This is a genomic window from Streptococcus sp. 9.1(2021), from assembly GCF_030466425.1.
GTDB classification, from domain to species: Bacteria; Bacillota; Bacilli; order Lactobacillales; family Streptococcaceae; genus Streptococcus; species Streptococcus wuxiensis.
The window spans coordinates 975,260-1,001,301 of the sequence record NZ_JAGQFU010000001.1 but is presented as its reverse complement, the minus strand read 5'-3'; the positions used below and the strand labels follow the sequence as shown (position 1 = coordinate 1,001,301).

At 39.7% G+C, this 26,042-nt stretch carries 26 protein-coding genes and 1 riboswitch; of the genes, 16 read left to right on the top strand and 10 right to left on the bottom strand.

Translation table 11 applies throughout. The annotated features are described in order from the left end of the window. Position 1: 1 nt before the first annotated feature. The 4 genes from KBU52_RS04805 to gatC form a co-directional block, all read right to left on the bottom strand. Positions 2–988: a zinc-ribbon domain-containing transport protein gene (locus KBU52_RS04805; protein WP_036756921.1), complete on the bottom strand. Its 987-nt coding sequence runs from the start codon at positions 986–988 to the stop codon at positions 2–4. A 72-nt stretch (positions 989–1,060) separates the two neighbouring features. Further along, entirely contained in the window at positions 1,061–2,509 is a 1,449-nt protein-coding gene (gene gatB, locus KBU52_RS04800; protein WP_254724508.1) for an Asp-tRNA(Asn)/Glu-tRNA(Gln) amidotransferase subunit GatB, read from the bottom strand. Continuing rightward, the gene (gene gatA / locus KBU52_RS04795; RefSeq protein WP_254724507.1) at positions 2,509–3,975 is read right to left on the bottom strand and encodes an Asp-tRNA(Asn)/Glu-tRNA(Gln) amidotransferase subunit GatA; all 1,467 of its coding nucleotides are present in this window, start codon (positions 3,973–3,975) and stop codon (positions 2,509–2,511) included. The genes gatB and gatA overlap by 1 nt, the downstream gene beginning before the upstream one ends. Then, a complete protein-coding gene (gene gatC, locus KBU52_RS04790; protein ID WP_006147946.1) occupies positions 3,975–4,277 on the bottom strand; it encodes an Asp-tRNA(Asn)/Glu-tRNA(Gln) amidotransferase subunit GatC in 303 nt (100 codons plus the stop codon). The genes gatA and gatC overlap by 1 nt, the downstream gene beginning before the upstream one ends. Before the next feature lie 212 nt (positions 4,278–4,489). Here gatC and KBU52_RS04785 point away from each other — a divergent pair, with 212 nt between their 5' ends. The 3 genes from KBU52_RS04785 (at position 4,490) to KBU52_RS04775 (ending at position 7,645) form a co-directional block, all read left to right on the top strand. After that, positions 4,490–5,164, top strand: a complete 675-nt coding sequence (locus KBU52_RS04785; protein WP_254724506.1) for a TIGR02206 family membrane protein — start codon at positions 4,490–4,492, stop codon at positions 5,162–5,164. A 34-nt stretch (positions 5,165–5,198) separates the two neighbouring features. Next, the gene (locus KBU52_RS04780; protein ID WP_254724505.1) at positions 5,199–5,891 is read left to right on the top strand and encodes a TIGR02206 family membrane protein; all 693 of its coding nucleotides are present in this window, start codon (positions 5,199–5,201) and stop codon (positions 5,889–5,891) included. 209 nt (positions 5,892–6,100) lie between these two features. Continuing rightward, positions 6,101–7,645 carry a peptide chain release factor 3 gene (locus KBU52_RS04775; RefSeq protein WP_006147949.1) on the top strand — a complete coding sequence of 515 codons (1,545 nt, stop codon included), beginning with the start codon at positions 6,101–6,103 and terminating at the stop codon, positions 7,643–7,645. 447 nt (positions 7,646–8,092) lie between these two features. Here the strand turns inward: KBU52_RS04775 and KBU52_RS04770 are convergent, their stop codons facing one another. From KBU52_RS04770 to trkA, 4 genes are all read right to left on the bottom strand, one after another. Beyond that, complete coding sequence (locus KBU52_RS04770) at positions 8,093–8,704, bottom strand: CPBP family intramembrane glutamic endopeptidase (protein ID WP_254724504.1); 612 nt, start codon at positions 8,702–8,704, stop codon at positions 8,093–8,095. Between the two features lie 153 nt (positions 8,705–8,857). Then, the gene (locus KBU52_RS04765) at positions 8,858–9,484 is read right to left on the bottom strand and encodes a hypothetical protein (protein ID WP_254724503.1); all 627 of its coding nucleotides are present in this window, start codon (positions 9,482–9,484) and stop codon (positions 8,858–8,860) included. A 164-nt stretch (positions 9,485–9,648) separates the two neighbouring features. Next, a complete protein-coding gene (locus KBU52_RS04760) occupies positions 9,649–11,088 on the bottom strand; it encodes a TrkH family potassium uptake protein (protein ID WP_254724502.1) in 1,440 nt (479 codons plus the stop codon). A 3-nt stretch (positions 11,089–11,091) separates the two neighbouring features. Continuing rightward, complete coding sequence (trkA, locus tag KBU52_RS04755; RefSeq protein WP_254724501.1) at positions 11,092–12,441, bottom strand: Trk system potassium transporter TrkA; 1,350 nt, start codon at positions 12,439–12,441, stop codon at positions 11,092–11,094. Positions 12,442–12,865: 424 nt separating this feature from the next. On the opposite strand from trkA, the gene KBU52_RS04750 reads away from it, so the two are divergent. The 13 genes from KBU52_RS04750 to KBU52_RS04690 all read left to right on the top strand — a co-directional run bounded on the left by KBU52_RS04750 (position 12,866) and on the right by KBU52_RS04690 (position 23,536). Next, on the top strand, positions 12,866–13,369 hold the full coding sequence (locus KBU52_RS04750) for a tRNA (cytidine(34)-2'-O)-methyltransferase (protein ID WP_036756945.1): 504 nt from the start codon (positions 12,866–12,868) through the stop codon (positions 13,367–13,369). 53 nt (positions 13,370–13,422) lie between these two features. After that, a riboswitch (FMN riboswitch) is annotated at positions 13,423–13,641 on the top strand. 148 nt (positions 13,642–13,789) lie between these two features. Then, a complete protein-coding gene (locus tag KBU52_RS04745; RefSeq protein WP_254724500.1) occupies positions 13,790–14,353 on the top strand; it encodes an ECF transporter S component in 564 nt (187 codons plus the stop codon). Further along, positions 14,343–14,993, top strand: coding sequence for a phosphatase PAP2 family protein (locus KBU52_RS04740; RefSeq protein WP_254724499.1), 651 nt, complete (start codon positions 14,343–14,345; stop codon positions 14,991–14,993). The genes KBU52_RS04745 and KBU52_RS04740 overlap by 11 nt, the downstream gene beginning before the upstream one ends. A 26-nt stretch (positions 14,994–15,019) precedes the next feature. Beyond that, complete coding sequence (locus KBU52_RS04735) at positions 15,020–15,439, top strand: ParB-like protein (RefSeq protein WP_254724498.1); 420 nt, start codon at positions 15,020–15,022, stop codon at positions 15,437–15,439. After that, complete coding sequence (locus tag KBU52_RS04730) at positions 15,414–15,899, top strand: GNAT family N-acetyltransferase (RefSeq protein WP_006155723.1); 486 nt, start codon at positions 15,414–15,416, stop codon at positions 15,897–15,899. The genes KBU52_RS04735 and KBU52_RS04730 overlap by 26 nt, the downstream gene beginning before the upstream one ends. A 231-nt stretch (positions 15,900–16,130) precedes the next feature. After that, a complete protein-coding gene (rplK, locus tag KBU52_RS04725) occupies positions 16,131–16,556 on the top strand; it encodes a 50S ribosomal protein L11 (RefSeq protein ID WP_001085808.1) in 426 nt (141 codons plus the stop codon). A gap of 96 nt (positions 16,557–16,652) precedes the next feature. Continuing rightward, positions 16,653–17,342 carry a 50S ribosomal protein L1 gene (gene rplA, locus KBU52_RS04720; protein WP_001085672.1) on the top strand — a complete coding sequence of 230 codons (690 nt, stop codon included), beginning with the start codon at positions 16,653–16,655 and terminating at the stop codon, positions 17,340–17,342. 204 nt (positions 17,343–17,546) lie between these two features. Then, positions 17,547–19,247, top strand: coding sequence for an acetolactate synthase large subunit (locus KBU52_RS04715; RefSeq protein ID WP_006152123.1), 1,701 nt, complete (start codon positions 17,547–17,549; stop codon positions 19,245–19,247). Beyond that, positions 19,240–19,716: an acetolactate synthase small subunit gene (gene ilvN, locus KBU52_RS04710; protein WP_004251957.1), complete on the top strand. Its 477-nt coding sequence runs from the start codon at positions 19,240–19,242 to the stop codon at positions 19,714–19,716. Before KBU52_RS04715 ends, ilvN begins: the two co-directional genes overlap by 8 nt. Positions 19,717–19,881: 165 nt before the next feature. Continuing rightward, on the top strand, positions 19,882–20,904 hold the full coding sequence (gene ilvC / locus KBU52_RS04705; RefSeq protein ID WP_006147961.1) for a ketol-acid reductoisomerase: 1,023 nt from the start codon (positions 19,882–19,884) through the stop codon (positions 20,902–20,904). A gap of 80 nt (positions 20,905–20,984) precedes the next feature. Then, positions 20,985–22,235 (top strand): threonine ammonia-lyase IlvA, encoded by a 1,251-nt coding sequence (gene ilvA, locus KBU52_RS04700; protein WP_254724497.1) that lies wholly within the window; start codon positions 20,985–20,987, stop codon positions 22,233–22,235. Between the two features lie 82 nt (positions 22,236–22,317). Continuing rightward, positions 22,318–23,214, top strand: a complete 897-nt coding sequence (locus KBU52_RS04695) for an SPFH domain-containing protein (protein WP_004251962.1) — start codon at positions 22,318–22,320, stop codon at positions 23,212–23,214. Positions 23,215–23,320: 106 nt separating this feature from the next. After that, on the top strand, positions 23,321–23,536 hold the full coding sequence (locus KBU52_RS04690) for a hypothetical protein (RefSeq protein ID WP_004251963.1): 216 nt from the start codon (positions 23,321–23,323) through the stop codon (positions 23,534–23,536). 85 nt (positions 23,537–23,621) lie between these two features. Here the strand turns inward: KBU52_RS04690 and KBU52_RS04685 are convergent, their stop codons facing one another. Together KBU52_RS04685 and KBU52_RS04680 are read right to left on the bottom strand one after the other, a co-directional pair. Beyond that, positions 23,622–24,362, bottom strand: coding sequence for an amino acid ABC transporter ATP-binding protein (locus KBU52_RS04685; protein WP_004251965.1), 741 nt, complete (start codon positions 24,360–24,362; stop codon positions 23,622–23,624). Further along, the gene (locus KBU52_RS04680; RefSeq protein ID WP_225750674.1) at positions 24,362–25,927 is read right to left on the bottom strand and encodes an ABC transporter substrate-binding protein/permease; all 1,566 of its coding nucleotides are present in this window, start codon (positions 25,925–25,927) and stop codon (positions 24,362–24,364) included. Before KBU52_RS04680 ends, KBU52_RS04685 begins: the two co-directional genes overlap by 1 nt. Positions 25,928–26,042 lie beyond the last annotated feature (115 nt).

The window sequence follows — 26,042 nt, the reverse complement described above, 5'->3', positions numbered from 1 at the left end:
CCTAATTATATAGTTCGTCTTCATCCACAACTTCATAGGTATCAAGAACCCATTGATTTGGACTACGTGTGAGCTCAGCGCCGCAGTATTCACATTGGCTAATAGCTGAGATTTTAAGTGGAGCACCACAGTTTGGACAGTGGTCGCTAACAGCTTCATCTTGAACATTGTTTTCAGTTTGGCTACCATGTTTGCGGATGAAGTTCATTTGATAAACTGTAAATAGATCTTGTTGAGGGTCTCCCTCAATAACCTTACGAGTCTTGTCATCAATGACATAGTCTCTCAAAGTAGATGAAAGGATAACCACTAAAGTATCATTTCCATCTGGATTACTCTTGAAATCTTTAATTCGTACATTTTCAACGTAAACTCGTTCCAAAACATTCGTTGTTTGTGCTTGAATATGTTCTTCCAGTTGTGCACTGTGTTGAGTGTATAGACTAGCACTTTCAAGCGAGCGCACCAAATTCCAATCCTTTTTAGTCCAAGCAGCCTGCAACTGGATATAAACTTCTTTAGCCCATGAAGTGAAAGCAGAGGCATCAAAGTTTGGATCATAGTATCTAAGACGATCAATAGCTTGGCTATTATTTTCAACTCGACGATGGCTAGTTGTTTCTGGTTGGTAGCTAGTCGAACTTCCATAAGATTTACCAGATGATGAATTCTGGTCATTCAGATATTTGATAAGCATGAAGAGTATGAAACCTCCGACACCAAACATAATCAGAATGTTCATGCCAGTGCTTAAAGAATCCCCCAAATTCGAGTAACTACCGCCAGAACGATAGCTGCTTCTAGAAGAAGAACTACCACTTGAACGGCTTCGGCTAGAGCTACTACTGCGAGAACTGCTACTGCTTCGTGAGCTACTGCGACTAGAGCTACCACTTCGAGAATGGCCGACACCTGCATCGATGGATTGTAGGGGTGTCACAAAGAGAAGAAGCAAGCAAGCAGCGATAAGAGTATATAACTTTTTCATATGTCTCCTAACTATGTGAGTACAAAGTGCAAGGCATCAAGCTAGAATTTTTATTAGCTTGTGACAGTTATATTATAATGAATCTTCTTTCAACTTAGCCAATTCTTGGGCAAGTAGTTTAAGGGCTACTTGTGGGTTGGCTTGGCCTTTGGTTGCTTTCATGAGGAACCCTGTGAAGGCCTTGTCAGCGTTACGTTTTCCTGACTTGAAGTCGGCAACAGCGGCTTCGTTATCGGCAAAGACTTGGTGGATAATTGGAATCAAGATATCTGGATCTGAGATTTGAACCAAACCTGCTTTTTCCACGTATTCACGAGCACCTCCACCATTTTTAGCAAGGTGGACAAAGACTTTCTTGGCAATCTTAGATGAAATAGTGCCGTCTTCGATGATAGCGATCATTTCAACCAAGTTTTCTGGTGTCAACTCGATTTGTTCCAGTGTCTTACCTTCGGCGTTCAAGAATTGAGCGACTTCACCTTGGAGCCAGTTAGAAACTTGTTTAGCATCACCACCGAGGGCAACAGCTTTCTCAAAGAAGTCAGAAGTGACTTTATTAGCAGTCAACTGGCTAGCATCGTAGTCTGACAAGCCAAGGTCAGATACATAGCGAGCACGGCGCTCTTTTGGAAACTCTGGTAACTCAGTGCGCATTTCTTCGATCCATTCATCAGAGATTTCAAAGAGTGGTAGGTCTGGCTCTGGGAAGTAGCGGTAGTCTGCAGCTCCTTCCTTGACACGCATGAGGATAGTTGCCTTGTTGGCTTCATCGTAACGGCGTGTTTCTTGGCGGATTTGACCACCTGAGCGAAGGATTTCAGCTTGACGTTGGACTTCGTATTCAAGACCCTTACGAACGTTTGAGAAGGAGTTAAGGTTCTTCAACTCAGTCTTGGTACCGAATTTCTCTTGACCATAAGGACGAAGCGAGATGTTGGCATCCACACGCATAGAACCTTCTTCCATCTTAACGTCAGAAATGCCAGCATATTGGATCACTTCCTTGAGGGCTGTTAGATAAGCATAAGCTTCTTCTGGTGAACGCATGTCTGCTTCAGATACAATCTCAATCAAAGGCACCCCTTGACGGTTGAGGTCAACATAAGAGTAACCATCTGTACCATGGGTGTTTTTACCGGCGTCTTCTTCCAAGTGAGCACGTTCGATACCGATTTTCTTAGTCGTACCATCTTCTAGCTCCACTTCAATCCATCCATTGTAACCGATTGGCTCATCAAACTGAGAAATTTGGTAGGCTTTAGGATTATCTGGATAGAAGTAGTTCTTACGATCAAAGTGCATCTTCTTATGGATGTCCATGTTGAGGGCAAGAGCTGCCTTGATACCGGCATCAACAACACCTTTATTGAGAACTGGTAGTACGCCTGGGAAAGACCAGTCAATCACGTTAGTGTTGGCATTTTGGTCATTCCCGAAGTGGGCAGAAGTAGGTGAGAAGATTTTTGAATTGGTGTTGAGCTCTACGTGGACTTCAAGTCCAATGACTGTTTCAAAGTTCATTAGTTATCACCTCCAAAAATCACGGGTTGTTGTTTGTGGTAGTCTGTTGTTGCTTCAAAAGCAGCAGCAGCTTGGTAGATAGTTTCTTCTGAATACTTAGGACCAATCAATTGCAGACCGACAGGTAGACCTTGAACAAATCCAGCAGGAAGCGAAATACCTGGGAGACCAGCCAAGTTGACAGGAATTGTTAAAAGGTCAGCCAAGTACATAGCAACTGGATCATGGTTGAGCGAATCCAAGTCGTAGGCAACGCTAGGAGCAGTTGGTCCCAAAATCAAGTCATAATCCGCAAAGACTTTTTCGAAATCTTGGATGATAAGGGTGCGAACTTGTCCAGCCTTCTTGTAGTAGGCATCGTAGTAACCTGATGAAAGGCTGAAAGTACCTAGCATGATACGGCGTTTCACCTCTTCACCGAAACCTTGACTGCGGCTGTTTACATAGATTTCATCAAGGTTAGTCGTATCCTCTGCGCGGTAGCCGTAACGAATACCATCAAAACGTTGCAAGTTTGATGAAGCTTCTGAAGAAGCGATGATGTAGTAAACCGCAACTCCGTATTTAGAGTGAGGAAGGCTCACTTCTTCAACGATAGCACCAAGTTTTTCAAAGTGTTTAGCGACTTTGAGGATGGTCTCCTTAACTTCTGGATCAATCCCTTCACCAAGATATTCCTTAGGCAAAGCAATTTTCATGCCCTTTATGTCTTGACCGATTTTTGAAGTAAAGTCAGCAATGCGGACTGGAGCAGAAGTAGAGTCTTTGACATCTTCGCTAGCAATAGCATTGAGCAAGAGAGCATTTTCCTTAACAGTTGGTGCAAAAGGACCAATTTGGTCTAATGAGCTACCAAAGGCAATGAGACCGAAACGTGAAACTGTTCCGTAGGTTGGTTTGAGACCAACAATCCCGTTAAAGGCAGCAGGTTGGCGGATAGAACCACCAGTATCAGAACCAAGTGATAAACGGACTTGTCCAGAAGCTACAGCTGCAGCAGAACCACTTGATGATCCACCAGGAACCTTGCTGTGGTCCCAAGCATTTTTAGTAGCACCGTAGTAAGAAGTCTCACCTGATCCACCCATGGCAAATTCGTCCATGTTGGTTTTCCCAACGACAATCATGCCCTTGGATTTTGCATTCGCAACAGCTGTGGCATCAAAGATAGGTTCGTAGTTATAGAGCATTTTTGAAGCTGCTGTTGTTAAGAGACCATCTGTAGAAATGTTATCCTTAACTGCGAGCGGAATTCCTGAAAGGACATTGTTAGCATCGATTCCAGCTTCATCAATAGCTTTAGCCTGAGCAAGAGCTTGATCTTCAGCGATTGTAACAAAAGAATTGAGGGCTTCCTCACGAGATTTGATATCTTCAAGCGTTGCTTGAGTTAGTTCAGTTGCTGAAATTTCCTTAGAAACAAGGAGATTGTGCAACTCTTCAATGGTTTTATTGTTAAAAGTCATTATGCATCTCCTCCATCATCTAGGATAGCTGGCACCTTGATATAGTAGTTATCTTTTTCAGGAACATTTTTAAACAAGCGGTCACGGTCTGTTCCTTCTTCGGCTACATCAGGTCGGAGAACAGTTTTACGGTCAGCCATCGTTGTAGTAGGTGCAACACCAGTAGTGTCGACTTCACTGAGCAATTCGACCATATCAACAATTTTTGAGAGTGTTGTCGCAAACTCTGCAGTTTCTTCTTCTGAGAATTTTAATTTTGAAAGATTGGCAACGTGAGTTACCTCTTCTTGCGTAATTTTCATCGGATATCCTTTCGTGAAATGATGATTCTTTATCTGTTCTATTTTACCATATTTTCCTATAAATAAGGCAAGCCAAGCTAAAAAGAAACAGAAATTGAAAAATACTTTTTATTTCGATATAATGGTTGAAATTAGAAGAAAGAATAACAGTCGTTTTTAGTTGGTAAAAAGGATGTAGAATTGACTCAACTAGAACACTTTAAGGATGACATATGACGCTTTGGGAGTTGCTTTTTACCAGTAAAAAGACAGTTCCTCCTCATTTGGGAGCCTGGTACTTTTTATTACCTACATCTTTGGTAATCATAGCTGTTTTATCGATTCGTTTCGCATCATCTAAAGGTTACAGAAACTTTTGGTATTGGGGACAATTGATTCAGTTGCTCATTATCAACGCTTGGTATATTTCGGCACGCCTGCCCTTGTCTGAGGCTCTCCCTTTTTACCATAGTCGCATGGCTATGTGGATTATACTTTTTGCCCCTAATAAGACCTTTTTCAAACAATATTTTGCCTTAGTGGGAGTTTTTGGTTCTATCATGGCCTTGGTTTATCCAGTCTTTTATCCTTTTCCTTTCCCTCATGTTTCGTCTGTCAACAATGTTTTCGGACACTGGGCCCTCTTGGCTAACTGCTTGATTTATCTTGTTAGATATTATAAAGTTGAAAAAGGGGATACTTGGAAAATATGCCAGATGACTCTTGGAGTTAATGCCATTATCTTTTTTGCCAACCTCTTGACAGGAGGAAATTATGGCTTTATGAGCAAGCCACCTGTGATTGGGGATCATGGTAGTTTGCTTAACTATTTGATAGTAACCAGTTTGATAACAGGTATTCTCATCCTTATCAATCAACTCGTTAAATATAAACATAAGAATAGTTAATATACAACTGAATTCGTTACCTTAAGGAGACTTTATGCATCATTTTATTACAAGAACCCAAACGACGCCACCGCCTATTCCGATTTTTTGGTACGGTGTCATGATAGGCCTTCTTGCCTTGTCTATTTATGCTTCTCTTACTTACTACAAAAATCCCAAATTTGTTCGATTGTTTAAGTGGATTCAAATAGCGCAATTGCTAGCTCTTTATACTTGGTATATAGGTTTTAGCATTCCATTTTCGAACAGCCTGCCTCTTTACCATTGCCGTTTGGCCATGTTCGCGGTTGTTTTCTTACCTGACAAATGGAAAACTAAGCAGTATTTTGCCCTTATGGGAGCCAGCGGCGCAGTATTTGCTTTAGGCTATCCTGTTTTTGACCCCTATGATTTCCCGCATATTACCAGCTTTTCTTTCCTGATTGGCCATTATGCCCTCTTGGTCAATTCCCTGGTTTATCTCATGAATCACTACGATAAAAACCTACTTAAAAAGTATCGAATTATCGTCTACACTTTTATTCTCAACCTTTTCCTAGTTGGGGTCAATCAAGTAACAGGTGGGAATTACGGACTCTTGAATACGACGCCGTTTATTCCAAATGCCCCTATATGGATAAAGTATCTTCTGGTTTCAATCATTCTATCTGCAGCCCTAGTACTTTTTGATATCTTGTTTAAGAAACGTTGGCAAAAGAAAATTGCTCTAGAAAAAATTAAATTTTGAAGAGATTGTAACTAGAGATACAAAATAAATATTGAACAAAAGAATCTGAAGAGCAGGTCTAGTATCTTGACCTGCTTTTTCTTGTGTAAGCAATTGAAAAACTCTCTAAAATCCGATATAATGGAGTGTTGAAAGGAATGTTAGGGTCCGATGTAATAAAGAGTGATTATAAATTGAAATCATTAAAAAAGTAGAAAGAAAGAGAACTTATGAGTATTCAAGAAGAAATTAAAAAACGCCGTACCTTTGCCATCATCTCTCACCCGGACGCAGGGAAAACAACCATCACTGAGCAATTGCTCTATTTTGGGGGAGAGATTCGTGAGGCAGGTACTGTAAAAGGGAAGAAAACAGGAAACTTTGCTAAGTCAGACTGGATGGATATCGAGAAACAACGTGGGATTTCGGTAACCTCATCTGTCATGCAGTTTGACTACGATGGGAAACGGGTAAACATCCTAGACACTCCAGGACACGAGGACTTTTCAGAAGATACCTATCGTACCTTGATGGCGGTGGATGCTGCGGTCATGGTAGTGGACTCTGCCAAGGGTATCGAGGCCCAAACTAAGAAATTGTTCGAGGTTGTTAAACACCGTGGGATTCCTGTCTTTACCTTTATGAACAAGCTGGACCGTGACGGTCGTGAACCACTGGACCTCTTGCAAGAATTGGAAGAAGTATTAGGGATTGCGAGTTACCCAATGAACTGGCCAATCGGGATGGGGAAAGCCTTTGAGGGGCTCTACGACCTCTATAACCAACGTTTGGAACTCTACAAAGGGGATGAACGTTTTGCCAGCCTAGAAGATGGCGATAAACTCTTTGCTAGCAACCCATTCTACGAACAAGTGAAAGAGGATATCGAACTCTTGAATGAAGCAGGAAATGAATTCTCAGAGGAAGCCATTCTTGCAGGTGATTTGACACCAGTCTTCTTTGGCTCGGCCTTGACTAATTTTGGGGTGCAGACCTTCCTTGAAACCTTCCTCAAGTTTGCTCCAGAACCTCATGGACACAAGAAAACAGACGGAGAAATTGTTGATCCTTATGATAAGGACTTCTCAGGATTTGTCTTTAAAATTCAAGCCAACATGGACCCTCGTCACCGTGACCGTATTGCCTTTGTCCGTATTGTATCGGGCGAATTTGAGCGCGGCATGAGTGTCAATCTTCCTCGTACTGGTAAGGGAGCTAAGCTATCTAACGTCACTCAGTTTATGGCTGAAAGTCGTGAAAATGTCACTAATGCTGTAGCTGGGGATATTATCGGGGTTTATGATACAGGTACCTACCAGGTTGGAGATACGCTTACTGTTGGGAAAAATAAGTTTGAGTTTGAACCACTACCAACCTTTACTCCAGAGATTTTCATGAAAGTTTCGCCTAAGAACGTTATGAAACAAAAATCCTTCCACAAGGGAATGGAACAGTTGGTACAAGAAGGAGCTATCCAGCTTTATAAGAATTACCAAACAGGTGAGTATATGCTAGGTGCTGTTGGACAACTCCAGTTCGAAGTCTTTAAACACCGTATGGAAGGTGAGTATAACGCTGAAGTGGTCATGACTCCAATGGGTAAAAAGACAGTGCGTTGGATTAAACCTGAAGATTTAGATGAACGCATGTCTTCAAGTCGAAACATCTTGGCCAAGGACCGCTTTGACCAACCTGTCTTCCTTTTCGAAAATGACTTTGCCCTCCGCTGGTTTGCTGACAAGTATCCAGATGTGGAGTTGGAAGAAAAGATGTAACTCAGTATCAACAATTGGAACTAAAGTTCCTAATTGTTGGACGCTAGTCGCTATTCGGCGAACTAGCTAACTGCCCTACTAACTACGTTTGGTAAATATAATCGATTTGCCAAACTCCGTGTCGTAATCTAATAAACGGTAACCGCTATGGCAGTTTACCTAAACGCTTCACTAGGAAAAGTCCACGAATGGTATTGATTCGTGGATTTTTTCGTCGTAATAGTTAGAAAGCGGTCTAGTTGCCTTACTAACTCATCGACGAAAAATAGTCATTTTCGCCTCTTCGTGTCGTAACATTTAGGAGTGGACTAGCTTACTGTCACTATCTCCGTATTGTAACTTCTCGCAGCTAATTCGTGTTTCGTTCTTAAATAGACAAAAAAGACTAGAAATTAGATAGATTTCTAGTCTTTTTATTTTAAATTATATTAGTAGTGGAACTTCTATTTATTGAAAAGCATCTATACCAACAACCTTGATAAGGAATGTAAGGAGGATAAGCAATAGAATGCTGACTCCATTATTCACTAGGTGCAGTAAGATAGACATCTCTAGTCGTTTGGTGCGATAAGCAGTCCAAGTTAGTACTGCAGACATCCAGCCATAGATCAAGAAAGAAGGAAGATTATTTGGTATATGGGCTATAGTGAAGAGAAACCAACCGAAAATATATCCAATTTTCTCGTATCCTTCGAAGAGTTTAGTAGGGATGATACCTCGACAGATAACTTCCTCACAAATAGGTGCCACTATTGCAACCACGAAAATGCTGGAAATTAGAGAGCTTTCTGACATGATGCTATTGATAGCCTCTTGATTCGAAGTAGTTGTTTGCTTCAGAAGTTGTAACCAAATCGCACCAATCACATTTCCTGCGACAATGGCTACATAACTAAGAGCGATTCGAGGGGCGTCATTAATAGTAAAGAGTTTTGATTTTAGATTTAATAACTTACTTTTGTGAGCACTGTATAAAAAGAGTGTAACAATAGCGGTAGAGACAAGCCCAACTATTAGAGATGACCAGATAGATCCAAGTTGAGTTTTTTGAAGTAACATTAAAGTTACGATAGGAACTTGCGATAGGCACATAGCGACAAGAAAGATTCCTAACCAAAGCAGTCTTTTGCGATAATCTTTAAAAAAATTCATCCAAATATCTCCTAAAAAATTTATCTTATTATAGCATACTTTGGATAGGAATTCTATTAATTACCAGAACATAAGTGTAGATAAAACAAGTAAGATATTTCGAATTAAATGACTATAGAAGGATAAATCTTGTCTTAAGGTTTTCGGAAATAAAAAATTGAGAAAGCTAGCTCCCAAGAGGATATAAAAGCCGACAGAAAGTATGGTTAAAGGATTGTGCAGAAAAAATAAACTAAGAAAGATAAGGGTTGTTAGCCTGCCTGTCTTTTTATGAGTTGGTAATTTTCTCCATTTGTTTAACGGCAGAAAGGTAGCAATATCAAGTCCGAAAAGGAAAAAGAAAGAGATGAGTAACAAGTCAACGATTTCCTTTTGTAGTAGAGTGTCAGTGCTTATACTTTCAAATAAAATAAAACAGACTCCAGCAACGTTAATGATCACCATGCTGCCATACAATAAAAAGAAGAATCGGCTACGATTGCATAGTTGACTATTCACGGGAGTATGACCTGAAAGATAGTGGATAAAAGTACAGATGCCTGCTAATAACATTAAGAGGAGTAAAAAGTAAAAGCAGGATTGTTTGAGTGTTAAAGCAATACCAGGCCAAACTAAGCAACTACAGCAACCTAAATATACCAAGGAAATCAATAAAAGAAGTTGGATTGATTTGTTCATTTTTTCCATATAAAACCCCTACGTTTTTTTAAAAATTATAACTAAAATGATTCATGAAAAATCATCTTTTTCCCAAGTGTTATTTTTTGACTCTCAACTGTCTTTTAAAAATCTTATCAACAGAAAAAAACATCCCTCATTTTTGAGGGATGTGGTTTTTGATAATAACATTGCTAACGCTTAGACCAGGTTCGCTTCATAAAGAGTAATATGATTGGATAAATTTCAAGACGTCCTGCAATCATTGCAAAGGATAGGAGGAGTTTTGAAAATGGACTAAAAATGGAGAAACTTGCAGTTGTTCCGAGAATTGGGCCGATATTGTTAAAGCAACTGAAAACGGCACTCGTAACAATCATTAAATTGTCAGCATCTAAACTGATAATGAACATTAAGCTGAGTAGAATCATGACGTAAACTACAAAGTACTTGAGAATCTTGTGTTGGGTGTCCTTGTCGACTACCGTTTGATTAACATGGAGAGTTAAAACACGGTGAGGTGATATGGTAGACAAAAATTGATTTTTAGCAATTTTAGCTAGAATAACTCCACGCATCACTTTGAGACCACCAGCAGTAGATCCAGCAGAACCACCAATCGCCATCAGCATCAGTAAAATATATTGTGAAAACAAAGGCCAATTGGTTATGTTTCCGTAACCAAAACCAGTTGTAGTGATGATATTAGAAACTTGGAAGAAGGCCATCTCAAAACTTTGTGAAACGCCACTATAAAGGTGGAGTGTATTGAGAGTAATTAAACCGGTAGAAACAACGACAATCAAGAGATAAGCACGAAGCTCCTCATCGAAAAAGAATTCCTTGACTCGACGAAGCATGAGATAGTAGTAGAGGTTGAAATTGACACCAAACATCAAGACCCCAACACTCGTCAGATAGGTAATGAGAGAACTATTATAGTGGGCGATTCCATCATTGTAAACAGTGAAACCACCAGTCCCAGCAGTTCCCATAGCGATGACAAAACTATCGTAGAGTGGCATACCAGCAAGATAATAAATCACTACAAAGAGGGCGAACATTGCCAGATACAGGATGTAGAGGATCTGTGCTGTATTTTTTAGCTTAGACACAACCTTACCAAATACTGGCCCAGGGACCTCAGCCTTCATAACCTCAAGGTGACTATTTTTTGCATTGTCCATAATAGCTAGGGCAAAAACTAGCACCCCCATACCTCCGATGAGGTGGGTGAAACTTCTCCAAAATAGAAGAGAACGGCTTAAGACGGAAACGTCATTTAAGATAGTTGCTCCCGTAGTAGTGAAGCCGGAACTAGTTTCGAAGAAGGCATCGATAAAATTAGGGATCTGACCTGAAAAGACAAAGGGAAGGGAGCCAAAGAAAGACCAGAGGATCCAACATAGGGCAACAATTAAGACTCCTTCTTTGGCATAGATACGTTGTTTTTTAGGCTTTTTGATGATTCCGAGTAGACCTAGGACAACAAGAATCCCGATGGTAGAGAAAAGAGCTGTAAAAACTTGATTAGATTCTCGATAGTAGAGAGCAATACCAACCGGAACTAAAAGTAGCCCAGCTTCAATCAAGAGTAGCTTTGCAAGAAGAAAGCGTACCATACTTCTATTCATAGCTTACCTCTCTAACAAATCATAAATCTTGGTGATATTTGAAAGCAAAGTGATAACCACTAGCTTATCACCGACCTGGAGGGTATCTTCTCCTGTTGGGAAGATCGTTTTTCCATTGCGGATAATAGCAGCAATCAAGATATCCTTTTTGAGCTTCAATTGAGATAAAGGCTTGCCAGTCATTTTATTGGCTTCCTTGATCAGGAATTGAAGAGTTTCTACCTGTCCATTTGCTAGATGGTGCATAGCTTGAAGGTCAGAATATTGCGCATTTACACGACCATGGATAAAGTGCATGATGGTATCAACAGCGATTGTTTTAGGGGTGATGATACTTGAGAAATCTGTTGCGTGGATAATTTCTAATAAGCTAGTGCGGTTTACCTTGGTAATATTTTTCTGAACACCTATGTTATCCAAAAACATAGAGGTAATGATATTTTCCTCGTCGACTCCTGTCAAAGTGGCAACAGCATCATAGTTTTGTGCACTTTCTTCTAAGAGGGTGTCCTTAGTTGTTCCATCACCTTGGACTATATAGAGTTTAGGGAATTTTTCGCTGAAAAAGGCAGCTCTTTCAGGATTGACCTCAATAACCTTGGTATCGATACGACTGTCTTTTAACATACCTAAGAGATAGTAAGCAATTTTCCCAGCTCCTATGATGAGTAAACTCTTAACAACTCTGGACTTAATATAGTTGTGGAAGAGCATCATATCGACACGACTTCCTGTCACAAAGATACGGTCTTTATCTTCTAAAATCATATCTCCACTAGGAATCATGAGTTTGTGGTCGCGTTCGATAGCACAGACAATAACATTACCAAACTTTTTACGGAAATCAGCAATAGACATCTGACAAATATTACTGAAATTTCGTACCTTGAATTCCATTAAGCTGACTAATCCACCTGCAAAACGCTCAACAGAAAGAGCATTGGGGAAGTCTATAATATTAGCGATAGCACGAGCTGCTAGGAGTTCAGGGTTTACAATGAGTGAAAATCCAAGAATATTTTTTTCTTTAAAGTAAGGGTTGGAATATTCAGGATTTCGTACACGAACAATGGTTTCCTTTGCTCCCATTTTTTTTGCTAAAACAGCCGAAACCATATTGACTTCGTCGTATTGAGTCATGGCAATGAAAATATCACAATCTTGAACATTGGCTGCTTCTAACATAGCAAAGTCAGCTCCGTTACCTGCGATTCCCATAATATCAAAACGGCTGGTCAAGTATTTTAGAACAGTTTCGTTCTGTTCAATTAAGACAACATCATGGTTGTCAGCAACAAGTGAACGACAGAGGGCAGAACCTACTTTTCCTCCTCCGACAAGAATAATCTTCATAGTTAGTTAACCTACTTTTTCAATATGTCTCTATCATACCTTTTTTTAGAAAAAAATGCACTCAACAACCGACTGTTTCCTTCTTTAATAAAGGGATTAGGGGAATTCGAATAAATATTTTGCTTTAAACATCATATGTTTATGAAAAAACTTGTTCCGAAAATTCTCAATCTATGTAAATTCTATGATATTGCTTGCTGAAAGTTGAAATTTTAACTTTTGTAAATATGCTTGTAAAAAAAATGAAAAAATCAAGTCATTTCTATTGACAATCAAGCTGAAAGTGTTATACTAAAAAAGTAGTTTCGCTGATTTACTTCAAACCTGTTGTGAGGTAAGTTAACGATGCCTTAACCACGCTGTTTGCTGAGCTTGACTCCGGGCAGTGTGGCTATTTTTTTGCACTAGTGAGAGGAAGCAAGGCATGGCCAATCATATTGTATTGTTTGAACCACAAATTCCACAGAATACGGGAAATATTGCACGAACCTGTGCGGCGACGAATGCGCCCCTTCATATTATCAAACCGATGGGCTTTCCGATTGATGATCGTAAAATGAAGCGAGCCGGGCTAGACTATTGGGACAAACTTGAAATCTATTTTTATGATAGTTTAGATGAATTTATGAAAAAAATGGATGGTCAAGTCTACTTGATTTCCAAGTTTGCAGAAAAGGTCTATTCAGATGCTGACTTCACGATAGAAGGAAATCATTATTTTCTTTTTGGACGTGAAGATAAAGGTTTGCCTGAGGAATTTATGCGGGAACATCCTGAAAAAGCTCTCAGAATTCCTATGAATGATGAACATGTCCGTAGTCTCAATGTATCCAATACAGTATGTATGATTGTCTATGAGGCTCTTCGTCAACAAAATTTTGCGGGTCTCGAACTGGTTCATACTTACGAAACGGATAAGTTGAAATAGATACTGAGAAGAGATAAAATGCTTGCGCTTGCAAGCTTTTTTTGTTATCATAAAGGGGTCTTCAGGGCAGGGTGTGATTCCCGACCGGCGGTAAATTTGACTAGCTATTTTAGCTTTCTCTTCGTTGTCTTGTCTCGATATACTTTAAGTATTATCTTCGACTGCGACGTCTAGATAAATCTAAAATATCTTAGCCAAATAAGTCCGCGAGCGCAAGCTGATGTGGTGAGATTCCACAACCGACAGTATAGTCTGGATGGGAGAAGACGAAAGGATGGCTTTGTCTATTCTGCTTCATTATAATAGAAATAAAACCAGTTCTTTGTAAGCTTAGGTTGTTTTTTTGAGATAGTTAAGAGAGTAGATAGAGAGAAACTTTCCAACTTCTTCTGATTTTATAGAAAATTGGAGGAACCTGTTATGACAAACACACGTCGACTTTCGACCATTGCAATTTTATCAGCACTTTCATTTGTGTTGATGTACTTTGACTTTCCGCTTCTACCGACGGCATCCTTTTTAAGGATTGAGTTCAGTATCTTACCAGTTCTTGTAGGTTTGGTAGTCTTGGATTTACCAGCGGCTTTAGGAGTACTATTCCTTCGGTCCTTGTTGAAAATCCTTTTGAACAACCAAGGAGTTAGTACCTACATTGGTTTGCCGATGAATGTCGTAGCCTTAGGAGTCTTTGTTCTTGCTTTTGGTCTGATTTGGAAAAAAGAGCGTACAACTATGCGTTTTGTCCTAGCTTCATTAGCAGGGACGATTGGTCTTACTTTAGCCATGTTAGTTCTAAACTACGTTTATGCTGTACCTTTGTACGCAAAATTTGCTAACTTCGATATAGAGAATATTCTAGGACTTAGTAATTACTTGTTGGCAATGGTCTTACCATTTAATTTGATTGAAGGAGTCATCTTTGCCATCTCATTCTGGTTATTATTTGTCCTCTTGAAACCAACTTTGAAATACTATGAAAGATAAACAAACATATTTAACAAAGGGCTCTTTTGCCCTTTTACTATTTGTAATTCTGGGTTATGTCGTTAAGTTTTATCCAGAACAATTGATACCATTTGATTCGTCTATCCAGACAGCAATCCGTGGAGATTTACCAGCTATATTGACAACTATCTTTCGAGGGATTACTCGTCTGATTGACTTACCAATCGTTATTTCTTGGGCAATTCTATTGACTGTTATTTTTTATCTGAAAAAGTGGAAGTCAGAAAGCCTTTTAGTAGCTGGCAATCTTAGTTTGGCTGGAATTTTAATTGTGTCCTTAAAACACCTCTATCAGCGTCCCCGACCTGAAATTTTACACTTGGTCGAAGAAGAGGGCTTTTCTTTCCCTAGTGGTCACTCGCTAGCAGTAACCCTCTTAATCGGTTCTCTAATTATCATTGTGGGACAGAGAGTGAAAGATAGGACTGTAAAGCTCATTCTCCAGATTTTACTGGGAATCTACCTAGTAAGTGTAATCATTTCCAGAGTCTATCTGGGAGTTCATTACCCATCAGATGTTCTTGCTAGTCTCTGTATGGGTCTTGGAATTCTATTCATTGAATTTCCATTTTATGACAAACTTCGCTTTCAATGGCGTTTTACAGGCAAACAAAAGTAGATATTAACTCTTCTTGAGGAGAAAAAATGGAAGTCAAGATAAAAAATCTTCATCCAACTCAACTATACTTATCAGAAAAGAAGTTGCAAGATATCCAGATGCTTTATCAGTCGGCTGAAATCATCAATATGGATCCAATCAGTGTTCTTGCATTTGGAGATCGCTTGCTGATTACAGATGGGCATCACAGAGCTTACCAAGCTTTGTTAGCAGGTCGGGATACGATTTTTGCTGAGTGGGATAAAGATGGTGGTGATGAACTATATCATCTCTATGCACAAGCTTGTGAGGAAAGAAAGATATACTCTATTCTGGATTTAAAAAATCATATCTTAGCCCAAGATGAGTATGAAGCAAAATGGTACAACTGGTGTGATGGTTTTAATCAAGCAGCGGAGCTAGTATTAGGAGTAGAAAATGATGACAAAAATCATTCAGATAGATGATTCCCTACGTCTAGTTCCTTATTTTTTAGCAGATCATCAGGATGCAGCTTTGGCCTGGTATCAAGATGTGGATTTGGTTGAATTTGTAGATGGAGTCAGAAGCCCCTATAATGTAGAAAAATTGAATGCTATGTATTCCTATTTAGAAAAACACGGGGATTTGTTTTGGATTGAGTTTAGAGAAAAGGGAGAGTGGTTTCCAATTGGGGATGTAACCTTATCTCAGGAGAATCTTCCTATTGTGATTGGCAATCCGACTTATCAACATCAAGGAATTGGACGCAAGGTATTGAAGACTTTGATTGATCTAGCTCGGAAAAAGGGTTGGAAACAATTGAAAGTTCAAGAAATCTATGATTTCAATTATGCCTCCAGACGATGTTTTGAGTCCCTTGGATTTGTGGAAAGTGGAAGTACTGAAAAAGGGAAAAGCCTGCTCTTAAAACTGGATTCCTACTAAACTTTATTATTTCTTATAATCGCTCAAAACAGAGCGGTTTTTTGTTTGTAGTTCAGAACTCTTTCACGAAAGAAATAATAGCCAAATTCAGTAATAAAATTTCTCTAAAAATAGAATTTTTCTCTTGCATTTGAGATAGATTAGTGTATAATAGTAGGGTATGTGTAAAACATACTTGTGGGAGGTAAAAATCTCTAAATTACCGCCAAAACCACAAAGGAGGATTTAAAAATGGCTAAAAAAGTCGAAAAACTTGTAAAATTGCAAATCCCTGCTGGTAAAGCTACACCAGCTCCACCGGTTGGACCTGCTCTTGGTCAAGCTGGTATCAACATCATGGGATTCACAAAAGAGTTCAACGCTCGTACAGCTGATCAAGCTGGTATGATCATTCCAGTTGTTATCTCAGTATACGAAGATAAATCATTTACTTTCGTTACTAAAACACCACCAGCTGCTGTTCTTTTGAAAAAAGCTGCAGGTGTTGAAAAAGGATCAGGTACACCTAACAAAACTAAAGTTGCTACAGTTACTCGTGCACAAGTACAAGAAATTGCAGAAACTAAGATGCCAGATTTGAACGCTGCAAACATTGAGTCTGCAATGCGTATGATCGAAGGTACTGCTCGTTCTATGGGATTCACTGTTGTTGACTAATCAATAACTTCCCTATATAACCCGCAAGACTTCATCATTTCGAGAAGTGACGTGGGAGATGAAAATCGATTGAACCACTTACAAGGAGAATAGAAAATGGCTAAAAAAAGCAAACAACTTCGTGCTGCTCTTGAGAAAATCGACAGCACAAAAGCATACAGCGTAGAAGAAGCTGTAGCTCTTGCAAAAGAAACTAACTTTGCAAAATTTGACGCAACTGTAGAAGTTGCATACAACTTGAACATCGACGTGAAAAAAGCTGACCAACAAATCCGTGGAGCAATGGTATTGCCAAACGGTACTGGTAAAACAGCTCGCGTTCTTGTATTTGCACGTGGTGCAAAAGCTGAAGAAGCTAAAGCTGCTGGTGCAGACTTCGTTGGTGAAGACGACCTTGTTGCTAAAATCAACGACGGTTGGTTGGACTTCGACGTAGTTATCGCTACACCTGACATGATGGCTCTTGTTGGACGTCTTGGACGTGTCCTTGGACCACGTAACTTGATGCCAAACCCTAAAACTGGTACTGTAACAATGGATGTTGCTAAAGCAGTTGAAGAGTCTAAAGGTGGTAAAATTACTTACCGTGCTGACCGTGCAGGTATCGTACAAGCTATCATCGGTAAAGTTTCATTTGAAGCTGACAAGTTAGTTGAAAACTTCAAAGCATTCAACGAAACAATCCAAAAAGCTAAACCAGCTACAGCAAAAGGAACTTACGTAACAAGCTTGACAATCACAACTACTCAAGGTGTTGGTATCAAGGTTGACGTTAACTCACTTTAATTAGTAAATAATCAAAAGGTTGGGACATTTTGTCTCAACCTTTTTTCTATTCAAAAAATATAAATACGTATAAACTTTCTAATCTATTTGATAGTGTAAAGTATCTAGATAGAAAATTCAGAAAATTGTTTCTTTTCTCTTGAAAATTTTTGAAAAAATGGTATTATAGAAACAAGTCATTTTAAGAGAAGAGAAAGGGGAACGATGGAGAAAATCATTTTAGACTCACCAAAGTCAGGTTCAGAACTCGTTTTGGAAACGCTCCGTGACCTGGGAATCGATACGATTTTTGGTTATCCAGGCGGGGCGGTATTGCCTTTATATGATGCTATTTATAATTTTAAAGGCATTCGCCATATTCTAGGTCGGCATGAACAAGGTTGTCTTCATGAAGCAGAAGGTTATGCTAAGTCAACAGGGAAACTTGGTGTCGCAGTCGTCACAAGTGGACCAGGAGCTACCAATGCCATTACTGGTATTGCAGATGCTATGAGTGACAGTGTTCCCCTTTTGGTCTTCACAGGTCAGGTAGCAAGAGCGGGAATCGGTAAGGATGCTTTCCAAGAAGCAGATATTGTCGGAATTACCATGCCAATTACCAAGTACAACTATCAGGTTCGTGAGACAGCAGATATTCCACGTGTGATTACAGAGGCTGTACATATTGCGACTACGGGTCGCCCAGGGCCAGTTGTTATTGACTTGCCAAAAGATGTTTCTGCTCTTGAAACGGACTTTGTCTATTCTTCAGAGATAGATTTACCAAGTTATCAACCAACTTTAGAGCCAAATGAGATGCAAATCAAGAAGATTTTGAAGCAACTCTCTAAGGCTAAGAAGCCAGTTTTGTTAGCTGGTGGTGGGATTAGCTATGCAGAGGCTGCTGCGGAGTTAAATGAATTTGCAGAGCGTTATCAAATTCCTGTTGTGACCAGTCTTTTGGGACAGGGAACAATCGCAACCAGTCATCCGCTATTTTTGGGAATGGGTGGGATGCATGGTTCCTTTGCGGCTAATATTGCGATGACAGAAGCTGATTTTATGATTTCGATTGGTTGTCGTTTTGATGACCGTTTGACTGGTAATCCTAAGACATTTGCGAAGAATGCCAAAGTTGCGCATATTGATATCGATCCAGCAGAGATTGGTAAGATTATCGCTGTTGATATCCCAGTTGTTGGTGATGCGAAAAAGGCCTTGCAGCAGTTGCTAGCGGAGCCAATCGTTCGTAACAATACTGAAAAATGGATTGAAAAAGTTACAAAAGATAAGAATCGTGTTCGTTCTTATGATAAGAAGGAACGTGTCGTCCAACCACAAGCGGTTATTGAACGTATAGGCGAATTGACTAAGGGTGATGCCATTGTCGTAACTGACGTCGGACAACACCAAATGTGGACAGCTCAATACTATCCATACCAAAACGAGCGTCAACTCGTAACTTCAGGTGGACTGGGAACCATGGGATTTGGAGTTCCTGCAGCCATTGGAGCAAAAATTGCCAATCCAGATAAGGAGGTCGTGCTCTTTGTCGGTGATGGTGGTTTCCAAATGACCAATCAGGAATTGGCAATCTTGAACATCTACAAGATTCCAATCAAGGTCATCATGCTTAATAACCATTCACTTGGGATGGTTCGTCAATGGCAAGAAGCCTTCTACGATGGTCGAACATCAGAGTCAGTCTTTGATAGCCTCCCAGATTTCCAATTGATGGCTCAAGCCTATGGAATTAAGAATTATAAATTTGATAATCCTGAAACCTTAGAGAAGGATTTGGAAGTCATCTTGGAAGATGTACCAATGTTTATCGAGGTAGATATTTCTCGTAAAGAGCATGTTTTACCGATGGTACCAGCTGGTAAGAGTAATCATGAGATGTTGGGGGTGAAGTTTAATGCGTAGAATGTTAACAGCCAAACTTCAAAACCGGTCAGGAGTTCTCAATCGCTTTACCGGTGTCTTGTCTAGACGCCAAGTCAATATTGAGAGTATCTCGGTAGGGGCGACAGAAAATCCTAATGTGTCACGGATTACTATTATCATTGATGTTGCATCTCACGATGAAGTGGAGCAAATCATCAAACAACTCAACCGTCAGGTCGACGTGATTCGTGTCCGTGATATCACAGATAAACCGCACCTCGAGCGTGAAGTGATTCTGATCAAGGTCTCAGCACCAGCTGAGAAGCGAGCAGAAATTTTAGCTATTATCCAGCCTTTCCGTGCAACTGTTGTTGATGTGGCTCCAAGTTCCATTACAGTTCAGATGACTGGAAATGCTGAAAAGAGCGAAGCTTTGATTCGGGTTATTCGACCATACGGTATCAAGAATATCGCTCGTACGGGTGCAACTGGGTTTACCCGCGATTAATACTCTTCGAAAATCTCTTCAAATCACGTCAGCTTTGCCTTGCCGTACTCAAGTACAGCCTGCGCCTAGCTTCCTAATTTGCTCTTTGATTTTCATTGTGTAAAAAATAACTTAAATTTGTTAATCTAGCCTTCAGGCAATAAATATAGAAAAGAGAGAAAAACTATGGCAGTTCAAATGGAATACGAAAAAGATGTAAAAGTAGCAGCACTTGACGGTAAAAAAATCGCTGTTATCGGTTATGGTTCACAAGGTCATGCTCACGCTCAAAACTTGCGTGATTCAGGTCACGATGTAATCATTGGTGTTCGTCCAGGTAAATCTTTTGATAAGGCAAAAGAAGATGGTTTTGATACTTATACAGTAGCAGAAGCAACTAAATTGGCTGATGTTATCATGATTTTGGCACCAGACGAAATCCAACAAGAATTGTACGAAGCAGAAATTGCTCCAAACTTGGAAGCTGGGAATGCAGTTGGATTTGCGCATGGTTTCAATATCCACTTCGAATTCATCAAAGTTCCTGCAGATGTAGATGTCTTCATGTGTGCGCCTAAAGGGCCAGGACACTTAGTACGTCGTACTTACGAAGAAGGCTTTGGTGTTCCAGCGCTTTACGCTGTCTACCAAGATGCAACCGGAAATGCTAAAAACATCGCTATGGACTGGTGTAAAGGTGTTGGTGCAGCGCGCGTTGGTCTTTTGGAAACAACTTACAAAGAAGAAACTGAAGAAGATTTGTTTGGTGAACAAGCAGTTCTTTGTGGTGGTTTGACTGCCCTTATTGAAGCTGGTTTTGAAGTCTTGACGGAAGCTGGATATGCTCCAGAATTGGCTTACTTTGAAGTGCTTCACGAAATGAAACTCATCGTTGACTTGATCTACGAGGGTGGATTCAAGAAAATGCGTCAATCAATTTCTAACACAGCTGAATACGGTGACTACGTTTCAGGCCCACGTGTCATCACTGAACAAGTGAAAGAAAACATGAAAGCAGTTCTTGCTGATATCCAAAATGGTACATTTGCTAACGACTTTGTCAACGACTACAAAGCTGGACGTCCAAAATTGACTGCTTACCGTGAACAAGCAGCTAACCTTGAAATTGAAAAGGTTGGTGCTGAGTTGCGTAAAGCAATGCCATTTGTTGGTAAAAACGACGATGACGCATTCAAAATCTACAACTAATTTTTGAGAATAAAAATAGAAGGCGAGTTGGGGGGTACCTAACCCGCTTTTTATCTTGAAAAAGAATCAAGGAGAAGATTATGCTTAGTGCAAAAGATGTGGTGAAGGCCCACAAGGTTCTGAGTGGTGTCGTAGCCAATACACCACTTGACTACGATCATTATTTATCAGAAAAATACGGAGCTAAAATTTATCTCAAAAAAGAAAATGCTCAACGAGTCCGCTCTTTTAAAATTCGTGGAGCTTATTATGCCATCTCACAATTGACTAAGGAAGAACGTGAACGTGGTGTAGTGTGCGCATCAGCGGGAAATCACGCTCAAGGTGTTGCCTACACTTGTAACGAGATGAAAATTCCTGCAACTATTTTTATGCCCATTACAACACCTCAACAGAAGATTGGGCAAGTTCGTTTCTTTGGTGGAGATTTTGTAACTATCAAATTAGTTGGTGATACCTTTGATGCCTCGGCTAAGGCGGCTCAAGACTACACTGTTGCTGAAAATCGTACTTTTATTGATCCCTTTGATGACCTGAATGTTCAAGCAGGTCAAGGAACAGTGGCTTATGAAATTTTAGAAGAAGCGCGAAAAGAATCCATTGATTTTGATACTGTCTTGGTGCCTGTAGGAGGTGGAGGACTCATTGCAGGAGTTTCTACTTATATAAAGGAAACGAATCCGGCTATTGAAGTTCTGGGTGTAGAAGCCAACGGAGCTCGTTCCATGAAGGCAGCATTTGAGGCTGGAGGTCCGGTTAAACTCAAAGAAATTGATAAGTTTGCAGACGGGATTGCTGTGCAGAAGGTTGGACAATTGACCTATGAAGCAACCCGTAAAAATGTTGAAACGCTTATCGGAGTGGATGAAGGTTTAATCTCTGAGACCTTGATAGATCTATACTCTAAACAGGGGATTGTAGCTGAGCCTGCAGGTGCTGCTAGTGTGGCGGCCTTGGAAGTACTGTCAGATTATATAAAGGGTAAGACTATTTGTTGTATCATCTCTGGAGGAAATAACGATATCAACCGTATGCCAGAGATGGAAGAGCGTGCCTTAATTTATGATGGCATCAAGCATTACTTTGTGGTGAACTTCCCACAACGTCCAGGTGCACTTCGCGAGTTTGTAAATGATATTTTAGGACCGAATGACGACATCACTCGTTTTGAGTATATTAAACGTGCCAGCAAGGGAACAGGACCAGTCTTAATCGGTATTGCTCTTGCTAACAAGCATGATTATGCGGGCTTGATTCACCGAATGGAGAAATTTGACCCGTCTTATATTAACTTGAATGGGAATGAAACTCTATATAATATGCTTGTTTAATATCCTATAAAATTTTTATCATATCATTTGCCTAACCTATATACGAGTGCTATAATGTAAGTGAAGAAAGGGGGAGATTCCCATGGTTTTACAAGTTTTACTTGTTCTAGTGATTCTAATGCTTATTGTAGGAGCTATGTTAGTGAGCTCTGTTTATGTCGTTCGTCAACAGTCTGTTGCAATTATCGAACGATTTGGTAAGTATCAAAAGTTAAGTAATAGTGGTATTCATCTACGGGCACCATTTGGCATTGACAAAATTGCAGCTCGTGTGCAGCTACGCCTTTTACAAAGTGAGATCGTGGTTGAAACCAAAACCCAAGATAACGTTTTTGTGACTATGAATGTCGCAACTCAGTATCGTGTAAATGAGTTAAACGTTACAGACGCTTACTATAAATTGATGAGACCTGAAGCTCAAATCAAATCTTATATTGAAGATGCATTGCGCTCATCTGTTCCTAAGTTAACTTTGGATGAATTGTTTGAGAAAAAAGATGAAATTGCATTAGAAGTTCAAAAACAAGTAGCGGAAGAAATGTCAACGTATGGGTATATTATCGTTAAAACGCTCATTACCAAAGTTGAGCCGGATGCAGAAGTCAAACAATCAATGAACGAAATTAATGCTGCCCAACGTAAGAGAGTGGCAGCTCAAGAATTGGCTGAAGCAGATAAAATTAAGATCGTTACAGCGGCAGAAGCTGAGGCAGAAAAAGATCGCCTCCATGGTGTGGGGATCGCAGAGCAGCGGAAAGCAATTGTTGATGGACTTGCTGATTCTATTAAAGAGTTAAAAGGAGCCAATGTCGAATTAACTGAAGAACAAATTATGTCAATCCTATTAACCAATCAGTATTTGGATACATTGAATAATTTTGCAGATAAACAAGGAAATAATACAATATTCTTGCCAGCAAATCCTAATGGAGTTGAAGATATTCGAACCCATATATTATCAGCTTTGAAAGCTAAATAATTATAATCTTAACGCAATAACGTTATTAATATATGTGTTTCAATTGACAAACACTATAAAAACATATAGAATGAGATTGCGTAAAGAAAAAATATAGGAGAATAACATGGCTAAGTCTAACTTTGAAAAAGTAGAAGCAGTTGTTAGCTGGGTTCGTGATAAGAAAATCACAGGGTATCGTATTTCTAAGGAAACGAATGCGCGTGAGATGTCTATCATTGCTTTGGCTCAAGGACGTGCAAAAGTTAAAAACATTTCCTTTGAAACAGCCCTCGGCTTAATTGATTTCTACAATAAAAATCATGAAAAATTTGAAGATTAGTCTTTGGATATAGGCAGGTTCGAAAAGAATCTGCCTTTTAATTTTTTAGAATATAAAAAAAAGACTGCAATGGCAGTCTTTTTTATTATCGAAGATAGCGTTGTAAAAATTCTCTTGTACGTTCTTCTTTGGGATTAGTAAATAGATCTTCTGGTTTGCCTTCTTCTGCAATGACACCCTTATCCATAAAGATAACACGGTGTGATACATCGCGAGCAAATTCCATTTCGTGGGTTACGACGATCATGGTCAAGCCTTCTTGAGCTAAATCTTGCATGATTTTGAGAACTTCACCGACCATTTCAGGGTCAAGGGCTGATGTAGGCTCATCAAAGAGAATGGCATCAGGATTCATGGAAAGTGCACGAGCAATAGCAACACGCTGCTTTTGCCCACCAGAAAGTTGTTTAGGTTTGGCTTGCCAGTAACGTTCTCCCATGCCAACTTTTTCAAGGTTCTCTTTAGCGACTTTCTCTGCTTCTGAGCGATCACGTTTGAGTACAGTTGTTTGGGCAACGATTGTATTTTCAAGCACGTTTAGATTTTCAAAAAGGTTGAAGGACTGGAAGACCATTCCTAGTTTTTCTCGATAGTGAGTGAGGTTATATCCTTTTTCGAGGACATTTTCACCGTGATAAAGGATTTTACCTTCAGTTGGTGTTTCAAGTAAGTTGATTGAACGTAGGAAGGTTGATTTACCACTACCGGAACTTCCAATGATAGAAATAACTTCTCCTTTATGGATAGTAAGAGAGATATCTTTTAGGACCTCGTTTTGTCCATAGGATTTTTTGAGGTGTTTGATTTCAAGAATGGGTTGATTCATTATTTCAAATCCTCCGTTTGCATTTGGTTAGCACCTGTAGTGTAAGTATCCATATCCATACGTTTTTCGATATAGCGTAGGATACGTGTTACTGTAAAGGTGAGGACAAAGTAGATAACTGCGATAATAGTAAAGGTTTGGAAGTACTGGTAAGTCTGTGTTGCTACTGTATTTCCTGAGAAGTAAAGTTCTACAACAGAGATAACATTCAATACAGAAGTATCCTTGATGTTGATAACGAACTCATTACCAGTAGCAGGTAGGATATTTCGAACTACCTGAGGTAAAACAATCTTACGCATGGTTTGATTATGAGTCATACCAAGTGCAGTAGCTGCTTCAAATTGTCCCTTGTCAACAGCTAGGATACCACCACGAACGATTTCGGTCATGTAGGCACCGGTATTGATAGAAACGATAAAGATAGCAGCCAGAGTACGGTCTAGGTTGATTCCGAAAGCCTGGGCAGTTCCATAGTAGATAACCATAGATTGTACAATCATAGGAGTTCCACGGAAAATTTCAATATAGATATTGAGAATCCAACCAACTATATTTTGAATGACGTAGATAAATTGATTTTCAGATTGAGGCGCAGTACGGAAAACACCGATAGCAAGACCAATAACGAGACCAACGATGGTACCGATAATTGAAATTAAAAGTGTGATTCCAGCACCACGCAAGAGTTGTTGCCAGTTTTCAGTTAGAATTTTAGCAACTTGGCTAAAGAAATTACTGCTGTTTTCTTCAGTAGTTGTAGCTTCTACAGGTTGCTCTTTAATCATACGATCCATTAGGGCAACTTGTTCATCTTTAGAGATGGTTTCGATGCTAGCATTGATTTGGCTGATACGTTCGTCATCCTTACGAAGACCGATAGCGATAGAGGTATCTTCTTCCCCGGTTTTAAAACCAGGTTCAGGCTGAATCATTTTGAACTTTGCATTTGCTGACTCAGCAGTTAGGGCTTCTGGTCGTTCAGAAACATAGGCGTCAATGACACCAGCTTCAAGAGCTTGACGCATTTGAGCGAAATCACCCATGGCAGTTTCTTTTTTAGCGCCTGGAATTTGAGAAATCAAGTCGTAAAGGTAAACCCCTTGTTGAGAAGTGATTTTTGCATCTTTAAAATCATCTAGTGTTTTGGCGTTTGCATAGGCTGAATCTTTTTTGACTAAAAGTACTGGTTCACTGGTATAGTAACTGCTTGAGAAGGCAATTTCTTGCTTACGTTCAGCGGTTGGACTCATACCAGCAATGATCATATCAATCTTTCCAGAAGTCAGAGCTGGAACAAGTCCTTCCCATTTTGTTTTTACAATGAGTGGTTCTTTACCCAGATCTTTAGCGATTTTTTTTGCAATTTGAACATCGTAACCGTTAGCATATTGGTTTGTTCCATCAATCTTGACAGCGCCGTTACTGTCGTCATCTTGAGTCCAGTTAAATGGTGCGTAAGCTGCCTCCATTCCGATGCGTAAATATTCATCGGCTTGGACCTGGCTAACTAGTCCTAGAGTAAGGGCTAAGCTAGCAAGGATAGATAAGCATAATTTTTTCATGTTTTCTCCTATTTCTAGTCTAAAAATGGCTCCCTCTATTGTATCTAAAAATGGTAAGATTTTCAATACAAGTAAACCTTAACTTCTAAAAAATGATATAATAGTGAAAAAACAT